Genomic DNA, 18,483 nt, shown 5'->3' with positions numbered 1-18,483 from the left:
GTGATGTAAGTGACAGGGTCAGAGGGTGGGTGATATTCCTTAAGTTTGGTGGTGATTCCCCAACTTATTGGGTGTAGATCCCCACTTGTGCGAATGGTAATTGTCTTGTTTTGGACAGTGTTTGGATCCAAGAAAGTCAGCGGTTGCGAGAGAATAATACCTATTTGCAGGGGGTTATATGCGGTTAAGGGAAAGTTTTTCAACAGAAGGGAATGTCAAAAATGACTGGTCAGCAAAGCCGGTCGGTTTTCAATTGCCTCGACCGGCTCTCAGCTGAACGTTAGTTGGTGACCAGCAGTTCCGGACCAAGGTAGTCGTTGATTTGATTGATGTCGTCGTCACCCAGACTGCCTACCGAAGAAGCCAGGCGCAGACGCGACATCAGGTAGCGCAACTTCGCTTCGAACAGATCGTGGCGTGCAACGTACAGCAACTCTTCGGCGTTGAGGACGTCCGAGTTGGTGTTGGTACCGCCTTCCTTGAAGCCTTTGCGTGTCGACATCAGTGAGCGTTCGTTGGACTCCACGGCCCGCTCCAGCGCTTGAATGCGCTTGGCACCGCTGTGTATGCCGGCAAACTCGCGGGTGGTTCCGGAGATCACTTCCTGTCGCGTGGCGTCGAGTTCATCCAGGGCCTTGAAACTGTTTGCGCTGGCCTGGCGTGTCAGGGCGCTGGTGCCGCCGCCGTTGTACAGCGGGAAATTGACTTCCAGCCCGATGGAGCCGTAGCGGTTGCGTTGATTGAGCTCGGAGATTGATTGGCTGTCGCCTGCGGTGTAGCCGGCCACAAAATCCAGTGTCGGCCAGTGACCAGCCCGGGCACGCTTCACTTCTTCTTCGGCGAGGTTGCTGCTGTGCCTGCGCGCATGGATCAGCGGGCTATCGGTCTGGGCCTTGATCAACCAGTCTTGAAGGTTGCTCGGCAGCAGCGGTGGCGTTTCGAAGCCGGGACGCAACGTGGTCAGCGATTCAGGGGTTTCTCCGATGAACTCCTCAAGCTTGCGACGCGCATTGATCAGCTTGTCCTGCGCTTCGATCAGCTCGGCTTCGGCCAAGTCGCGGCGAGCGATCGACTCGTCGATGTCAGTGATGGTGCCGGCCCCCAGCTCCATACGCCGTTTCGCAGAGGCGAGTTGCTCATCGAAGGCGTTCAATTTGGACTTGGCGAGCACGATGGTTTCGCTGGCCAGGAGCACGTCGAAGTAGCTTTCGGCCAGGCGTACTGCCGCGTCCTGGCTCTTGGCATCGAACACCGCGACGCTGTAGTCGGCGCGTTGCTGACCCTGGCGGTACTCGGCCATTTTCTGTTTGTTGAACAGCGGTTGGCGCAACCGCACGTTGGCGCCCTTGGAGTCGTAGTCCAGATCCCGTTCGACACCGCTCTGGCGCTGGGTGCCGTTGACCTTGTTGTCGTAGGCCGAGGCGCTGATCTGCGGTAGCAGGCCGGCCTGGCCGATGGCGCGGTTTTCCAGGCCGGCCTCTTTTTCATGCACCGCGGCGCGGTAGACGGGGCCTTGGTATTGCAGCAGATCCCAGGCTTGTTTGAGGTCCATGGCGCTGGCCGGGAGTGACAATCCCAGCAGGCAGAAAATCAGGCAATGACGGTCCATTTCATTGTTCCTTGAAGGCGCTGTCGACACGTTCGAGCATCGGTTTGAGAAGATAGCTCATCAAGTTGCGCTCGCCAGTCTTGATCGTGACGCTGGCGGGCATGCCCGGGCGAATGTGATTGCTGCCCAGCAGACTCATGCCATCGGGCGTGACTTCTACCTGGGCCAGATAGAACGGTTGCTTGCTTTCCTCGTCGAGCAGGCGGTCGGCGGAAACGGTCTTTACTCGGCCAGGAATATTGGGCGTCTGGGCATGGTTGAAAGCCGGAAACGCGATGTCCACGTCCAGGCCGGGAACCATTTTGTCGATGGCCTGGACGGGAATCATCGCGTCGACTTGCAGGGGTTCGTTGCCCGGAACGATTTCCATGATCTTGAAGCCCGGCTGAATGATCCCGCCGATGGTGGCGATGCTCAGGGACTGCACCATGCCATCGATGGGCGAGCGAATGACCGTGTGGGTCACTTCGTAGTCCAGCGCCCGCAAGCGGTCGGCCAGGGTGGTGTTTTCCTTGGCGGTGTCGGTGAGCTGCGATTCGACTTCCTTCTGGTAATCATGCTGGCGCTGCAAGATGCGCAGTTTGATTTCGGTGGTCTGACTGCGTATGCGAGCGATGTTGTTCAGGTTTTCCGCCTGGCCTGCGGAGAGGTCGGCGTTGCTGCGTTCCAGCTCGAGCAGGCGGTTGCGCGGCACATAGCCTTCGGCCGCCAGCACGCGGGTGCCTTGCAGTTCCTGGTTGAGGAAGTTGATCTGCGAGGCGCGGGCGCCATAGACCTGCTGCAGACCCTTGAGCTGCACTGCCGATGCCGCGAGGTTTTCCTGGAGGATGCTGATTTCGCCAGCGAGGCCGGCGCGCCGTGTATCCAGCAAGCGCTGTTGCAAATTCATGGCGGCGACCAGGCGGGGGTCATTGCCGAATCGCTTGAGCAATTCGGGATCGAAGGTCACCACGTCGCGCCCGTCCCGTTCCGCTTCCAGGCGGTTTTCCACGGTCTTGCTGACGATGTACTGGGCGCTTACGGCACCCTGTTCGGCAACGGCGCGCAGTGAGTCGAGGCGGACGACTTCCTGGCCTTGTTTCACGGCATCGCCTTCGCGAACAAAAATGGCTTCCACCGTGCCACCGCTCAGATGTTGTACGGCTTTACGGTTGCTGGTGACTTTTACCGTGCCTGTCGCAACCACGCCGGCATCCAACGGCGCCAGCCAGGACCACAGGAGGAAACCGCCGAAGCCGGCCAGCACCAGCCACATGCCCCGGCGCAGGGGTTTGCCGACGTCCAGATCCACCTCGTTTCTGGGGTCGGCGTGAATCAGGTCCGTGTGTGGGCTCATCTGCATGATCGGGTCACTCCCGTGCTTTAACGGAGGCCAGCGGAGTCGATGCGCCTGCAGGCATCACACTGGCCTTGCGCAGCGCTGCGAATACTTCGTCCCGTGTGCCCAGCATCTGCACGCCGCCATCGCGCAGCATCAGCACCTTATCGACGGCGCAGAGTACGTTCGGGCGGTGGGAAATCAGAATGACGGTGGCGCCACGCTTCTTCAGCTGGCCCAAAGCATCAACCAGAGCCTTTTCACCGACGTCGTCGAGGTTGGCGTTCGGCTCGTCCAGCACAATCAGATTGGGCTCTCCGTACAGCGCGCGGGCCAGGGCGATGCGCTGTTTCTGGCCGCCGGAAAGGGGGCTGCCATCGGTACCCAGGCGGGTCTCGTAACCCTGCGCAAAACGCAGGATCATCTCGTGCACCCCTGTCGTCCTCGCGGCCTGGATGACCGCGTCGCTGTCCACTTCACCAAAGCGCGCAATGTTTTCGGCGATGGTGCCTTCGAACAGTTCCACGTCCTGTGGCAGGTAGCCGAGCCAGGGTCCGAGTTCGCCTTTGTTCCAGGTGAATATGTCCGCGCCGTCAAGGCGCACTTTGCCGGCCTGTGTCGGCCAGACGCCGACCAGCAAGCGGGCGAGGGTGGATTTTCCCGAGGCGGATGGGCCGATAACCCCGAGGCTTTCGCCCGGCGAAAGGTTGAAACTTACCCCGCGCAAAATCGTGTTGCTGGTACCGGGTGAGCCTGCATACACATTCTCCACCCCGAGCATGCCCAGCGGACGCTGCAGCGGCATGCTGGGTGGTCGGCGCGGAAAGTCTTCCAGCATCTCGTTGAGCCGGCTCCAGGCCGAGCGGCAACCGAGCAGTTGTTTCCATGACGCGATGACTTGTTCCACCGGGGCCAGTGCGCGGCCGGTGAGGATCGAGCAGGCAATCATCATCCCGGGGGTAATCTTGCCTTCGATGGCCAGCAGCGCGCCCGCGCCGAGGATCAGTGACTGCAAGGTGATGCGCACGAAGCGCCCGATGCTGCTGATCAGAGCGGCGCGATCGGAGGCCAGGGTCTGCATTTCCAGGATGCGCAAATGGCTTTGGTACCAGCGTTTGCCAATCGACGGCAGCATGCCCATGGCCTCGATGACTTCAGCGTTACGCAGGTTGTTGTTGGCGTAGCAGGCGGAAGAGAGGGCGGCATGATTGGCTTCGGCCAGGGGTTTCTGCGTGGCCTTTTCGGTGAGATATGCCAGGCCCACCAGAATCAGTGATCCGATCAGGGTGACCAGTCCAAGCAGTGGGTGGATCAGGTAGGCAACCAGCAAATAGATCGGCGTCCACGGTGCATCGAAGAAAGCGAACAGGGCATTGCCGGTGATGAACTGTCGAACCTGTGAGAGATCTTGCAGGGCCTGGGCTGGATTGCCTCCGGCGCGATTCAGATTACGCTCGAATGCGGCGGTGAAAACGCGTCGGTTGAGGTCCATGTCCAGGCAGTTGCCGACCCGGATCAGCACTCGGGTGCGGACCAGTTCCAGCGTGGACATCAGCAGGAACAGCCCGATCACCAGTAACGTCAACATCGTCAAAGTGGTGACGTTTCGGCTGACCAGTGCCCGATCATAGACCTGGAGCATGTACACGGCCGGCGTCAACATCATGACGTTTATCACGCCGCTGAACGCGGCCAGTGAATAAAAACTGCGGCGCAGGCGAAAAATCGCGGCGGCAAGTTCGGATCGGATGTTCGACTGCTTGTGCATGTTGATAATCCCTCTCCGAAATCCGGTTTGCGATGAGGCAAGGCAGCTTGTGCAAGTGTTGTGCCGGCCCCTAGATGTAGGGGCATGGTCGGCTCATCGACGCAAGTTGTAGCGCTCTCGAAAAAGTTCAAAAAATATTTTCCTTCTGCCTTGGAGCGTAGGTGGCGTTTGTTTCTCTAGCGATACAGTTTTAAATAACATTTCGCTCTACAGATAATCTTGAATTTCTATATATCCTTTAAGAACAATTAGTTGAGTACCCAAATTTGGGTGATCTTTTTTTGTGCCGAAATATTGACAGCTAGTTGCTATGGAACTTTAGTCATGGTTGGGGAGACGCCCTCCTGAAGCCTGCCATCGCTTTGGCAACGCAGGCCACGGTGTTTCTTGAAGGAGCACAGCATGTCGAGCATCTCGTTCTACCTCGCAGTCACGGAGCTACTCCGGAAGTTCGCTTCGACTTCCAGATTCCATGGGCCACCAACGGCTCGGAATCGCTCTGGCTGATTACTCAGCGAGCAATTGAAAACGCGAATTCCAGGCGCGCATTCACCGGCGCAGAGAACGGCTTTGCCTGTTCCATGCCTGCTCTCGCCAAACACTGAAACAAAGAACTGCGCAAGCCAGCACGTGACTTGGCGCGGGCGGATTTCTTCGTCCCGAGCCTTTCCCATATAGATCGAGGGCAATCGAAATGGCCAATTTCAACAAGTCGGATCTGGAGTTCATCCTCAAGCAAATCTTCATCGCGGAAGCGCATGCGGCCGGCACCAGCCTCAGTGATTTGCTACCCAACAGTCAGGTGCCTTTCGGCCTGCGTACCGTCGATGGCAGCTACAACAACCTGGTCGCCGGGCAAACCGAATTTGGCGCTGCGGACAACTCCTTCCTGCGTCTGCTGGACGCTTCCTACAGAGCGGCTTATGCCGGGACCGGGACGGTAGTTGACGCGCAGCCACGGATTATCAGTAACCTGATCAACGACCAGACCGCCAACAACCCGGCCGCCGTTGCAGCCAACGGTGGCGCCGACCCGGTGATCAGTCCCGGGCTGGACGGCGTGTTCGGTACCGACGACGACAAAGAAGTGTTCTTCATTCCCAACGAGTCGCCGGACGTCGGCCTGACTGCCGGCTTCAACTCGTGGATGACCTTTTTCGGCCAGTTCTTCGACCACGGCCTGGACCTGGTTACAAAGAGCAGTACCGACATCGTTTTTATCCCGCTGCAGCCCGATGATCCATTGTATGTACCGGGCGGCCCAACCAACTTCATGGTGTTGTCACGTGCCGTGCGTACTGCCGGCGTGGACGGTGTCGTCGGCACAGCCGATGATGGGCAGCCCAACACCACCTCGCCGTTCGTTGATCAGAGCCAGACCTACAGCTCGCACCCGTCGCATCAGGTGTTTCTGCGTGAATACATGCTCAATGCGGCTGGCGAGCCGGTTGCCACGGGGCGCTTGATTACCAACCGCGATCTCGGCGCCGATGGCAAGTTCGGCACGGCCGATGATGGCGACGGCGCGAGTGGTGGCATGGCGACCTGGGCAGTGGTCAAAGCCCAGGCCCGTGACATTCTCGGGATCAACCTCACCGATGCTGATGTGCACAGCGTGCCGCTGTTGGCGACCGATGCATATGGCAATTTCATTCGCGGGCCGAGCGGCATGCCGCAGGTGGTGATGCGCGTCAGTAACGGTGCCGACGGTATCGCCGGAACAGCTGATGACGTGACTCAACTGGTCGAAGGCAACCGGGATGCGCCGATCAGTCTGGCCAGCGCCGTGAGCACCGGGCATGCCTTCCTCGACGACATCGCCCACAATGCCGCGCCGGTCGTGGTCGGTGGGAATTTGCAGGCGGACGGCGACACCGATGTCGGCAATGCGCAGCCCGCTGGCCCAGGTGGCAACAACCTGACCTATGACAACGAATTGCTCGATGCCCACTACATTGCCGGCGATGGCCGGGTCAACGAGAACATCGGCCTGACGGCTGTGCACCATGTGTTCCACTCGGAACACAACCGCCTGGTTGAGCAATCCAAGCAAACCATATTGGCCGCGGGCGATCTGGCGTTCCTCAATGAGTGGTTGGTGGATGACGTCGCCGCAATGCCGGCTTCGCTTGCCGAAATCGCAGCGTTGGTGTGGGACGGCGAGCGCCTGTTCCAGGCCGCCAAGTTCGGCACCGAGATGCAGTACCAGCACCTGGTTTTCGAAGAGTTTGCGCGGACCGTCCAGCCGCAAATCGATGAATTCCTCGCACCCAATGGCTATGACACCTCGATCAATCCGGCCATCCTCGCCGAGTTCGCCCACGTGGTGTACCGCTTTGGTCACTCGATGTTGACTGAAACGGTCGATCGCTTCGACCCAGAGTTCAATCCGCTGCTCACTGACCCTGACAACCCGGACTCGCAAATGGGCCTGATCGCGGCCTTCCTCAACCCGCTCGCCTTCGCGGGCAGTGGCGCGACGGCGGACGAAGCGGCAGGCGCGATCATTCGCGGTGTGACCCGCCAACTGGGCAACGAAATCGACGAATTCGTCACCGAAGCCTTGCGCAACAACCTGCTGGGGCTGCCGCTCGATTTGCCGGCCCTGAACCTGGCGCGCGGTCGCGACACAGGCATTCCGACGTTGAACGAGGCGCGGCGTGAATTCTACGAGATGACGGGCGACAGCCAGCTCAAGCCGTACATCAGCTGGGCGGATCTGGCCAATAACCTCAAGCACCCTGAATCGTTGGTCAATTTCATCGCAGCCTTCGGCACCCACGGGGCCTTGACGGCGGCCGATGTCGATACGCTGGTCGAGATGCGTGCGATTGCCGCGGCCCTCGTGTTTGGCGGCAGCGCGGTCATCAACGCCGGTACTGCCGATGAGCGTACCTTTACCGCCACTGAAGCGGATCGTCTGGACTTTCTCAACAGTTCGGGCATCTACGCCATGGTCAACGGTGTGACCACCACCGGTGTCGACGACATCGACTTCTGGGTCGGTGGTCTCGCCGAGCAGAAGATGCCGTTTGGCGGCATGCTCGGTTCTACCTTCAACTTCGTGTTTGAAACCCAGATGGAGGCGTTGCAGAACGGCGACCGGTTCTACTATCTGTCGCGCGTTGCAGGCCTGAACTTCGGCACCGAATTGGAGAACAACTCCTTTGCCAAGTTGATCATGCTCAACAGTGATGTCACCCATCTGTCGAACACTGTGTTCCTGACACCAACGTTCACCCTCGAAGTGAATCAGGCCAATCAGTTCACTGGCCTGGGTGCGGACGGCCAAGCCGACCCGACGGGCGGCCTGATGATCAACGGCGTGGAAATCGTCAAGCTGGTGGTTCGCGACAACCCCGACACGCAGGGGGCAGACAGCAATTTCCTGCAGTACAACGGTGCGGACCATGTGGTATTGGGGGGCACCGCCGGCGATGACATCATCATCTCCAGTGAAGGCGATGACACGCTTTACGGTGACGGCGGCAACGACCGCCTGGAAGGCGGTGCCGGCAACGACGCGGTCCTGGGCGGCGCCGGTGATGACATCATCACCGATTCGTTCGGTGACAACCGTCTGGAAGGCAACGCCGGTAACGACGTGATCATCGCCGGCAGCATGCTGGCCGGGGGCAACCTGATCCTGGGTGGCGATGGCCAGGACTTCATCGTCACCACCGAAGACATCAGCACCACCTTCGGCGGCCAGGGCGACGACTTCATCCTTGGTGCCAAGACCAACTTGCCACCGACCGGCAACGAAGGTGACGACTGGATCGAGAAGGGCACCCAGGACGGTGCACCTGGCGATAACGCCTCGCCGTTGGCCAACGATGATGTGATCGGCAACGACATCTTTATCGGTGGCGCTGGCTTCGACGAAATGATCGGCGAGGGTGGCGATGACATCTTCGTCGGCAGCGATGCCCAGGACAATATGGACGGTATGTCGGGCTTCGACTGGGTGACCCATAAGAATGACAAGATCGGCGTGACCGTCGACCTGACCATGGCCGCGCTGGCGCAGCCACACGGTAATGCGCCAAATCAAAACAACGGGCCGTTCAACCCGGTCGGCGCATCGCCGGCCTCGATCCTCGACCGGTTTGCCGAGGTCGAAGGCTTGTCCGGTTCGAAATTCGGCGATGTGCTCAAGGGCGATAATGTTGATGCGGTCACCATCGTTGACCACGGTGGTACGACGGGCAGTGCGCTGACCAATGTGGCGTTGATCCGCGGGCTGGAGCAGTTCCTGGCCGACGCCGGTTTGCCGACCACCGGCTTTGCCACGGGCAATATCATCCTGGGTGGCGATGGCAGCGACCTGATCGAGGGTCGTGGTGGTGATGACCTGCTCGACGGCGACAAATGGCTTAACGTCAGGATTGCGGTTTATGCCCCTGACGACACCAACCATAGCGGCCCTGAGATCGCCTCCTTCGACAGCATGGTCGAGATGATCCCGTTCATGATGGACGGTACCTATAACCCGGGTCAGCTCAAGGCCGTGCGGGAGATCCTGCCCGGTACCTCGACAGGCGGAGCCGCCTACGACACCGCGATTTTCTCCGGGCAGCAGTCCGAGTATGTGGTGACGCGCGACACCCGCGGTACGCTCAATACAGCGGACGATGTCTGGACGGTGGCCGATACCGTAGCAGGGCGCGACGGCACCGATACCCTCCTGCATATCGAACGCCTGCAGTTCTCCGATACCCAGCAAGTGCTGCTGCCGGGGCTCAATGCGCAACCGGTTGGCAGACCGAACATCGCCGACGCAAACGGCGGGGCGATCACGGTGGGCGACGTGCTGACGGTCAGCGTGGCCGGGGTGAGCGACGCCGACAATATTGGTGGCAGCCTCAACAACTCCTCGGTGTCCTACTACTGGCAATTCGAGGCGGATCCAGGCAGCGGCGTTTTCGAGGACATCATCTTGTTGCCGGCCGGCGACCTGGCGTTCCAGAGTGCCGACGGCACCACGTTCAAGGTCTCGCCCGACCTTGCCGGGTTATCGTTGCGGGTCAAGGCAATCTACCAGGATGGGCATGGCACTACTGAAGTGGTGTTCTCGCAGCCGACGGCCGTGGTCGTTCCCGGCGCGCCGGTCGTACCGACGTCGCCGACACCCGTGGCCGATGCCACGGCCGGTGGCGAGGGCCTTCACATGGTCCGTTCCGACCTCAACTTCATCCTCGATCAGATCAAGATTGCCGAGGCTGACGCGGCCGGCCAGGACATGCTCTCGCTGATCCCGAACATCCGCGCGCCGTTGGGCCTGCGTGCGGTCGATGGGTCGAACAACAACCTGCTGAACCTGAACGGCAACAACCATACCGAGTACGGTGCTGCCGATAACCTCTTCCCGCGCCTGAGCGACCCGGTCTTCAATCCGGCAGAAGGTGTACCTGCCGGTTTCTTTGGCCCCGGCTCGCCGGCCATTCCGGGATCGTCTTATCAGCAAACCAGCGGCTTTGTGTTTGACTCGCAGCCGCGCACCATCAGTAACCTGATCGTCGACCAGACATCGAACAACCCGGCGGCCTATGCCACGGCTTATGACCCGGGGGCCAACGGTCATCTCGACTTTGGCGTAACCGGTAGCGGTAACGACGACGTGCTCAAGGAGGGGGTACGGATCGTCGCCAGCCCTGGCATGGATGGCCAGTTCGGTACCGGCGACGACCACGATGTGTACCTGTTCGAGAACACCGCGGCGGATGCGGGATTGTCCGCGCCGTTCAACGCCTGGATGACCTTCTTCGGGCAGTTCTTCGACCATGGCCTGGACCTGTTGACCAAAGGCGGTTCAGGCACTGTGTTCATCCCGCTGCAACCGGACGACCCGCTGTATGTGCCGGGCGGCAACACCAATTTCATGGTGTTGACCCGCGCGACCAACCAGCCAGGGGCGGATGGCGTGTTGGGCACGGCCGACGATGTCCGTGAGCACACCAACACCACCACGCCGTTCGTGGACCAGAACCAGACCTACAGCTCGCATCCCTCGCACCAGGTATTCCTGCGCGGATACGTGATGACGGAGGATGGCCCCAAAGCGACCGGCAACCTCATCACCAACCGTGACCTTGGGCCGGACGGCAAGTTTGGTACTGGAGACGACAGCGAAATCGGTGGCATGGCGACCTGGAAAGTGGTCAAGGCGCAGGCACGTGATGTGCTGGGTATCGATCTCACCGACGCCGATATCGACAGCAGCCCGCTGCTGGCGACGGACGCCTATGGCAACTTCATCAAGGGGCCGAACGGCTTTCCTCAAGTTGTCATTCGGCTCAACAACGGGCTGGACGGTATCGCCGGCAACGCCGATGACGTCACGACCCTCGTCGAAGGCAACCCGGCCAACCCGATAAGCCTGGTGAACGCGGTACGCACGGGCCATGCCTTCCTCAACGACATCGCCCATAACGCTGTGCCGGTTGTCGTCGGCGGGGTTCTGCAGGCGGATGGCGATGTCGATGTCGGTAACGCGCAGCCCGTTGGCCCGGGCGGCAACAACCTGACCTACGACAACGAACTGCTTGACGCTCACTACATCGCCGGTGACGGCCGGGTCAACGAGAACATCGGCCTGACCGCAGTGCATGCGATCTTCCACGCCGAGCACAATCGATTGGTTGCGCAGACCAAGGACACCGTGCTCGATTCCAATGACGTGGCCTTCCTCAACGAGTGGCTGCTCTCGCCGGTTGCTGCCTTGCCGGTCAACCAGGCCGAGATCGATGCGTTGGTGTGGAATGGCGAGCGCCTGTTCCAGGCGGCCAAGTTCGGCACCGAGATGCAGTATCAGCACCTGGTGTTCGAGGAGTTTGCGCGGACCATCCAGCCTCGCGTTGACCTGTTCTTCGCACCGACCCAGGTCTATGACGTCGACCTTGATGCCTCGATCGTCGCCGAGTTTGCCCACACCGTGTACCGGTTTGGCCACTCGATGCTGACCGAGACTGTCGATCGCTACGACGTCAATTTTGACGTGATTGGCGATCCGAGCAGTGCTGATCCCGATCAGCAACTGGGCTTGATCGCGGCATTCCTCAACCCGTTGGCCTATGCCGCCAGTGGCGTGACGCCGGAGGATGCGACCAGTGCGATCGTGCGCGGGGTAACTCGGCAAGCCGGTAACGAAATCGACGAGTTCGTCACCGAGGCACTGCGCAACAACCTGCTGGGCCTGCCTCTTGACCTGCCGGCGATCAACATCGCCCGTGGTCGCGACGTGGGGATTCCCTCGCTCAATGCGATTCGCCGCGACATCTACAACCAGACCGGAGATACCCAACTCAAGCCGTACAGCAGCTGGGTCGACCTGGTGCAGCACCTCAAGCATCCGGAGTCGTTGATCAACTTCATCGCGGCTTATGGTACGCACAGCACGATCACGGGGGCGACTACGCTCGAAGGCAAGCGTGCCGCGGCGATGTTGTTGGTGTTCGGCGATGGCGGGATCAACGAGCCATCCGATCGCCTGGACTTCCTCAACGGCACCGGTACCTGGGCCAACGTAACGCGGGCGGGCAAAGACGGGGTGCTGGGGACTGCCGACGATCTGAAGGGTGTGACGATCACAGGGGTCGACGCCATCGATCTATGGATTGGTGGCCTGGCCGAAGAGAAAACGCCGTTTGGCGGCATGCTCGGCTCGACCTTCAACTTTGTGTTCGAAAATCAAATGGAGAAACTGCAGGACGGCGACCGCTTCTACTACCTGGAGCGCACCTCTGGCCTGTCGATGAATGCCGAGCTGGAAAGCAACTCGTTCGCCAAGCTGATCATGGCCAACACCTCGGCCACGCACTTGCCGGGCCTGGTGTTTTCGGACCCGGGCTTCTATCTGGAGAGGGATCAGTCCAAGCAGTACAACGATGGCTTGGGCAATGCCGACCCGCTGGACGAGAACGGCCAGCAGGTGGTGTTCCGCGACAACCCGCTGACTGCCGGACCGGACACCAACTACATCAAGTACACCGGTGACCAACACATCGTGCTGGGCGGTACCAACGATGCAGACATCCTCATCGCGAGTGAAGGCGATGACACCGTCTGGGGTGACGGCGGCAACGACCGCATCGAGGGCGGTGACGGCAACGACCAGCTGCGCGGTGGTGCCGGTGACGACATCATCAGCGATATGGGCGGCGACGATAACATCCAGGGTGGCGACGGCAACGACGTGCTGCACGGTGGTAACGGCATCAACCTGATCATCGGCGGGTTCGGCAATGACTTCATCGTGACCGGTGAGGACGCCTCCGAGGCCATTGGTGGACAGGGCAATGACTTTATCCTGGGCAGCAAGGCCAACGAACAGGACATGGGTAACGAAGGCGACGACTGGATCGAGAAGGGCACCTCCGACGGTGCGCCTGGCGACAACTTCGATCCGCTGGGCAACGACCCGGTCATCGGCAACGATGTCTTCATCGGTGGCAACGAGAACGACAAGTTCAACGGTGAAGGCGGCGACGACATCATGGTCGGCAGTCTCGGCTTTGGTGACCGCTATATCGGTGGCTCGGGCTTTGACTGGGCAACCTTCAAGGGGCTCGCCCAGGGCGTGAGCATCGATTACAGCGACCGCTTTTTCGATGTGCCGCCGGTTCCGGGCTCGGGTGCTTCGGCACTGGTGCGTTTCGACATCATGGAAGGTCTGTCGGGTTCATCGCACGGTGACTTCCTGCGCGGCGACAATGAAGATGCCGCATCGTTACCGGGTGCAGGTGCAACCGGCAGTGTGCTGACCAACATCGACCTGATCGACGGCCTGGCGGATGTGCTGCCGGCCGGAGCGACGTTCTTCGATGGCGGCAACATCATCCTCGGTGGCAGCGGCAGCGACCTTATCGAAGGTCGCGGTGGCGACGACATCATCGACGGTGACAAGTGGCTCAACGTACGCATCAGTGTCCGGGCAAATGCCGATGGTACCGGACCGGAAATCGCTACCTTCGACAGCATGGAGCCACTGGTTCCGTTCATGCTCAACGGTACGTACAACCCGGGTCAGTTGATCATCAAGCGGGAGATTCTGACGGGCGATGACAGCTTCGACACTGCGGTGTTCTCCGGTAATTCGACGGAATACATCGTTTCTGTCGAGGGCAACACAGTCATCGTGACGGATCTGGTGGCGGGGCGTGATGGTGTCGATCGCTTGACGGGCATCGAGCGTCTGCAATTCTCTGACCTGGCGCAGTCATCCGGCGTTGGTACTGCCTTGAACGAGGGGCCATCGGGTCATCTGGCGATTCTCGATGATGCTACCGGTCTGCGTGACGACACGCCTGTGGCCGGCCAGTTGCTGCGCGTCAGTGGTCGTGCCGTACACGATGCGGACAACGTAAGCGGGGCCAATCCGACCGGTACGTTGTCCGGTGCGGTGGCGTACTACTGGCAGGTGGAAAACATTCCAGGCACGGGGATCTATGAGGACATCACCGTTGTTGCCGCCGGCGAAGCCTCGCGGGCGACCGGGACCACCTACCGGGTGACGGACGATGTGGCGGGTCTGAACATTCGCGTTCGGGCGGTGTATCAGGATGCCAAGGGCACGCTGGAAATCGTCGACTCGTCGGCGAACAGCGCACCCACCGCGGGGCCGACGGTCACCGGGCTTTTGGTGGAGGACCAAGTGTTGACCGCTGACCCATCGAGCATCATCGATCTGGATGGCCTCAGCAATCCGCAGTTCACCTACCAGTGGCAGGCGACCAACGGAGTCAGCTTCGTCGACATCGTCGGAGCCACCAGTAGCACGTTCACGCTTGGCCAGGACCAGGCCGGCGACCAGGTGCGGGTGGTGGTCAGTTACGTGGATGACTTTGGTGTATCCGAGAGCGTGGCGTCCGACCCTTCGGACCCGGTCGCCAACGTCAACGATGCACCCACCGGTGCGTTGCTGATCAGCGATACGACACCGGATCAAGGACAGGTGCTGACCGCGCTGACTGCCGGGATTGCCGATGAGGATGGGCTGGGCACCTTCAGCTTCCAGTGGCAGCAAGGTACTGGCGCTTCCTTCACCGACATTAACGGCGCGACCGCTGCGACCTTCACCCCGGGCTTTGCGCAGGGCAATCTGCAATTGCGGGTGATCGTGCGCTATACCGACGGCTTCGGTACGCTGGAGACGCTGACCTCGGCGGCAACCGCTGCCGTTACGGTAACGCCTGGCGTGGTGCTGGAGGGTACCTTTCTCGCTGACACCCTCACCGGTGGCGGGGGTGCCGATGTGCTTAGTGGCCTGAGCGGCAACGATACGCTCAATGGTCTGGCCGGTACTGATCAACTGCTAGGTGGCTTCGGCAATGACATCCTCAACGGCGGAGACGACAACGATATCCTCAACGGCGATATCGGCGACGACCTTCTCAACGGTGGCCTCGGCGCGGATGCCATGAATGGCGGTCTCGGCAACGACACCTTCGTGGTGGACAATGTCGGCGACGTTGTCACTGAGATTGCCTTGGGCGGTACCGATCTGGTGCAAACCAGCCTGGCCAGCTACGTGCTGGGTGCCAACCTCGAGAATCTGGCCTATACCGGTGCGGGCAGCTTTACCGGTACCGGTAATGCGCTGGCCAACATCATCACTGGCGGGGTTGGTAATGACGTCCTCAGTGGCGGGGACGGCAACGACACCCTCAACGGCGGGCTTGGCGCGGATGCCATGAACGGCGGTGCCGGCAACGACACCTTCGTGGTGGACAATGTCGGTGACAGCGTCACCGAAGCGCTGGGCGGTGGTACCGATCTGGTGCAAACCAGCCTGGCCAGCTACCTGCTCGGGGCCAACGTCGAGAACCTGACCTATACGGGGACAGGTAACTTCACCGGTACGGGCAATGCGCTGGCTAACACCCTGACCGGCGGGGTGGGTAACGACATCCTTGATGGCGGTGCGGGTGCTGACCAGATGGCAGGGGGCGCTGGCAACGACACCTACATCGTCGATGTGGTCGCTGATGGGGTGTTCGAGGTGGCGGGTGGCGGTACCGATAGCGTGCAGACGACGCTGGCCAGCTACGTGCTTGGTAATAATGTCGAGAACCTGGCTTACACCGGAGTCAACAACTTCGTCGGTAACGGTAACGGGCTGAACAATAACATCGTCGGCGGGGCAGGTAATGACACCCTCAACGGCAACAGCGGCAACGACATCCTTACCGGCAACGCAGGTAACGACACGCTCAATGGTGACATCGGCAACGATCAGCTGTTGGGTGGCATAGGCACCGATACCCTGAACGGCGGTATCGGCGATGATGGCCTCGACGGTGGTGACGGAAACGATGCCTTGAATGGTGACGCAGGCAACGACACGTTGCTGGGTGGGCTGGGTAATGACGTGCTCGATGGCGGTACCGGCAACGATCTGCTCCAGGGCGGCGATGGCAGCGACACCCTCAATGGTGGTATCGGTAACGACACATTGCTGGGCGGTATCGGCAATGACTTTATCGATGGCGGCGTGGGCAACGATAGGGTCACTGGCGGTGCCGGCGACGATGTGATGGTCGCCAGCGTTGGCAACGACGTCTTCCTGTTCGCGGCGGGCTTCGGGGCCGACCAGATCATCGGCTTCGATGCCAACGCGGCAGGGGGCCAGGATCTGCTCGATATTTCCGCATTCGGTGTCACGGCTGCGACCTTTGCCAGCACTGTCATCATCACCGATGTCGGTGCGGATACCCTGCTCAGCTCCGCAGGAGGCGCTGAAACCATCCGCCTGGTCGGTGTGGCCGATGCGACAACCATCACTGCCTCAGACTTCATTCTGGCTACTTGAGGTGAAGTCCAGTCAGCGTTAACCGAGGCGGGGAGGGCAATGGATGCCCTCCCTTTCTTTTGCCGATGGATGTCGTCTGCCGCTTCCAGTCTGGAAAACTACGCTTGATCGCACTCCCGCAGGATCAGGCAAGTTGTCAGAAGGATCTGACTAACTCGCTGCACACCTTTATCCCTAATCTGAACACGTAGCGAGGCACCTCTCGCGTCATCAAGCACTCAGTAAAGGATAGGGATCATGTCGAACATTTCGGAAAAAGTAGTGGTGATCACTGGCGCCAGCAGCGGTATTGGCGAGGCGGCCGCGCGTCTTTTAGCTGGCAAGGGGGCACACGTCGTGCTGGGTGCACGTCGCACGGATCGCCTCGAAAGCCTCTGCCGTGAGATCAATGCCGCGGGCGGGAGCGCCCAATTCAAGGCGGTTGATGTCACCAGCCGGTCTGACGTGCAAGCGTTTGTGGATTTTGCCGTCAGCCTCCATGGTCGCGTCGATGTAATCGTCAATAACGCCGGTGTAATGCCTCTGTCGAAGCTTGAAGCGCTGAAGGTCGCTGAATGGGACCAGATGATCGACGTCAACATTCGCGGCGTCCTGCATGGTATTGCAGCAGGCCTGCCTCTGATGCAGAAGCAGAAATCCGGTCAGTTCATCAATATAGCGTCTATCGGTGCATACACAGTCAGTCCGACAGCCTCTGTTTACTGCGCGACGAAATTTGCGGTACGGGCCATTTCAGAAGGACTGCGTCAGGAGGTCGGTGGAGACATTCGTGTCACCGTTATTTCGCCGGGGGTCACCGAATCGGAATTGGCCGAGAGCATCTCAGACGAAGGTGGACGGGCCGAGATGCGTGAGTTTCGTAAGATCGCACTGCCTGCCCAGGCCATCGCCCGTGCTATTGCCTATGCCATCGAGCAACCTGCCGACGTTGATGTCAGTGAGCTGATTGTCCGGCCAACCGCCAGCCCCTATTAATGTGGCGAGACTGGAGGAAAAGAAAATGACGGTCAAAAAGTCCGCAGATCAAGACAAATACGTCGGCATGTGGGTTACGGCAGATGGGCATATTCGCCATGAGCTATTGCCAGGCGGCCGATATGATGAGGCGCGAGGCAAGACAGCGAGCGCCTACCAGGGAAGATATTGGCTGGAAGGTGACCACATTGAATACGTCGATGACACCGGGTTTACCGCTGATGGCGAGTTCCGGGAGGGGATTTTGTATCACGCAGGCATGATTCTGTATCGCGAGGACTAGAAGCTGACCTTGGCGGTGATGAGCGTCGCTCCATCGACGCTCATCAGGAATCACCGCGCATGGCGTAAAAAAGTTGTACAAGCTCTGTCCTGATGGCGTAAAAACTATACATGAAGCTATTCTTGTATAGAATTTACAAAAGGCCGAGACGATCATGAACGTGGCTGATTCCAAGCGTTGCTTTGGACATCGTCTGTCGAGATGCTGGCTGTTCGCGTTGTTGCTGGCGGGACCTTGCTGGGCGGATTGGCGTCCCGCACTGCCAGACGGGCGTCTGTTGGGCAGCGGCGACTTTACCTGGTTCGGCGTGAGTCTCTACACAGCGCGTTTGTGGAGCCCAGGGATGCCGATGACCTGGGACCAGCCTTTTGCACTCGAACTGGTTTATCACCGTGCCCTTTCCCGGGACGCACTGGTTGAGGCCAGCCTCAAGGAAATGCGTCGCATGGCAAAGGCTCGTCCAGATGAGCCCACACTCCAACGCTGGTCCAGTGAAATGCGTGATGCCTTCGTCGATGTTCGGCCGGGAATGCGCATTACCGGGCTTTACCATCCAGGTAAAGGCTGCACTTTCTTCGTCGACGGCCAACTGCGCCGGCGGGTCGAGGACCCTGCATTCGCCCGTGCCTTCTTCGACATTTGGCTGGACCCGCGTACTCGGGACAAAGAACTGCGTCAACGCCTGCTGGGGATGGCCGGGCCGGCGGAGTGAGGAGGTTGA

7 protein-coding genes are annotated in these 18,483 nt (G+C 60.1%); 4 read left to right on the top strand and 3 right to left on the bottom strand.

The genetic code is table 11. From position 1 onward, the window contains the following. Positions 1-280: 280 nt before the first annotated feature. From D8U69_RS06805 to D8U69_RS06795, 3 genes are read right to left on the bottom strand one after another with little or no spacing between them, the layout of a single operon-like run. Positions 281-1,609, bottom strand: a complete 1,329-nt coding sequence (locus D8U69_RS06805) for a TolC family outer membrane protein (RefSeq protein WP_056853381.1) — start codon at positions 1,607-1,609, stop codon at positions 281-283. A gap of 1 nt (position 1,610) precedes the next feature. Continuing rightward, positions 1,611-2,951, bottom strand: coding sequence for an HlyD family type I secretion periplasmic adaptor subunit (locus D8U69_RS06800; RefSeq protein WP_056853382.1), 1,341 nt, complete (start codon positions 2,949-2,951; stop codon positions 1,611-1,613). Between the two features lie 7 nt (positions 2,952-2,958). Next, the gene (locus tag D8U69_RS06795; RefSeq protein WP_130906971.1) at positions 2,959-4,695 is read right to left on the bottom strand and encodes a type I secretion system permease/ATPase; all 1,737 of its coding nucleotides are present in this window, start codon (positions 4,693-4,695) and stop codon (positions 2,959-2,961) included. Positions 4,696-5,389: 694 nt separating this feature from the next. Between D8U69_RS06795 and D8U69_RS06790 the strand changes: the two genes are divergently transcribed. The 4 genes from D8U69_RS06790 (at position 5,390) to D8U69_RS06775 (ending at position 18,474) form a co-directional block, all read left to right on the top strand. Then, a complete protein-coding gene (locus D8U69_RS06790) occupies positions 5,390-16,504 on the top strand; it encodes a peroxidase family protein (RefSeq protein ID WP_130906970.1) in 11,115 nt (3,704 codons plus the stop codon). A 237-nt stretch (positions 16,505-16,741) separates the two neighbouring features. Then, positions 16,742-17,479 carry an SDR family oxidoreductase gene (locus tag D8U69_RS06785; protein ID WP_056853385.1) on the top strand — a complete coding sequence of 246 codons (738 nt, stop codon included), beginning with the start codon at positions 16,742-16,744 and terminating at the stop codon, positions 17,477-17,479. Positions 17,480-17,504: 25 nt separating this feature from the next. Then, the gene (locus tag D8U69_RS06780; protein ID WP_056853386.1) at positions 17,505-17,762 is read left to right on the top strand and encodes an Atu4866 domain-containing protein; all 258 of its coding nucleotides are present in this window, start codon (positions 17,505-17,507) and stop codon (positions 17,760-17,762) included. Between the two features lie 154 nt (positions 17,763-17,916). Beyond that, positions 17,917-18,474, top strand: coding sequence for a chalcone isomerase family protein (locus D8U69_RS06775; protein ID WP_130906969.1), 558 nt, complete (start codon positions 17,917-17,919; stop codon positions 18,472-18,474). Positions 18,475-18,483: the final 9 nt, after the last annotated feature.

The sequence above is a fragment of the Pseudomonas sp. Sample_16 genome (genome assembly GCF_004307665.1).
Taxonomy (GTDB): Bacteria; Pseudomonadota; Gammaproteobacteria; order Pseudomonadales; family Pseudomonadaceae; genus Aquipseudomonas.
This window is presented reverse-complemented; position numbering and strand designations above follow the sequence as displayed.

Excerpts from the sequence above, each read along its gene's own strand:
- D8U69_RS06805 (WP_056853381.1), bottom strand. The coding sequence starts at position 1,609 with ATGGACCGTCATTGCCTGATTTTCTGCCTGCTGGGATTGTCACTCCCG.
- D8U69_RS06800 (WP_056853382.1), bottom strand. The coding sequence starts at position 2,951 with ATGCAGATGAGCCCACACACGGACCTGATTCACGCCGACCCCAGAAAC.
- D8U69_RS06795 (WP_130906971.1), bottom strand. The coding sequence starts at position 4,695 with ATGCACAAGCAGTCGAACATCCGATCCGAACTTGCCGCCGCGATTTTT.
- D8U69_RS06790 (WP_130906970.1), top strand. The coding sequence starts at position 5,390 with ATGGCCAATTTCAACAAGTCGGATCTGGAGTTCATCCTCAAGCAAATC.
- D8U69_RS06785 (WP_056853385.1), top strand. The coding sequence starts at position 16,742 with ATGTCGAACATTTCGGAAAAAGTAGTGGTGATCACTGGCGCCAGCAGC.
- D8U69_RS06780 (WP_056853386.1), top strand. The coding sequence starts at position 17,505 with ATGACGGTCAAAAAGTCCGCAGATCAAGACAAATACGTCGGCATGTGG.
- D8U69_RS06775 (WP_130906969.1), top strand. The coding sequence starts at position 17,917 with ATGAACGTGGCTGATTCCAAGCGTTGCTTTGGACATCGTCTGTCGAGA.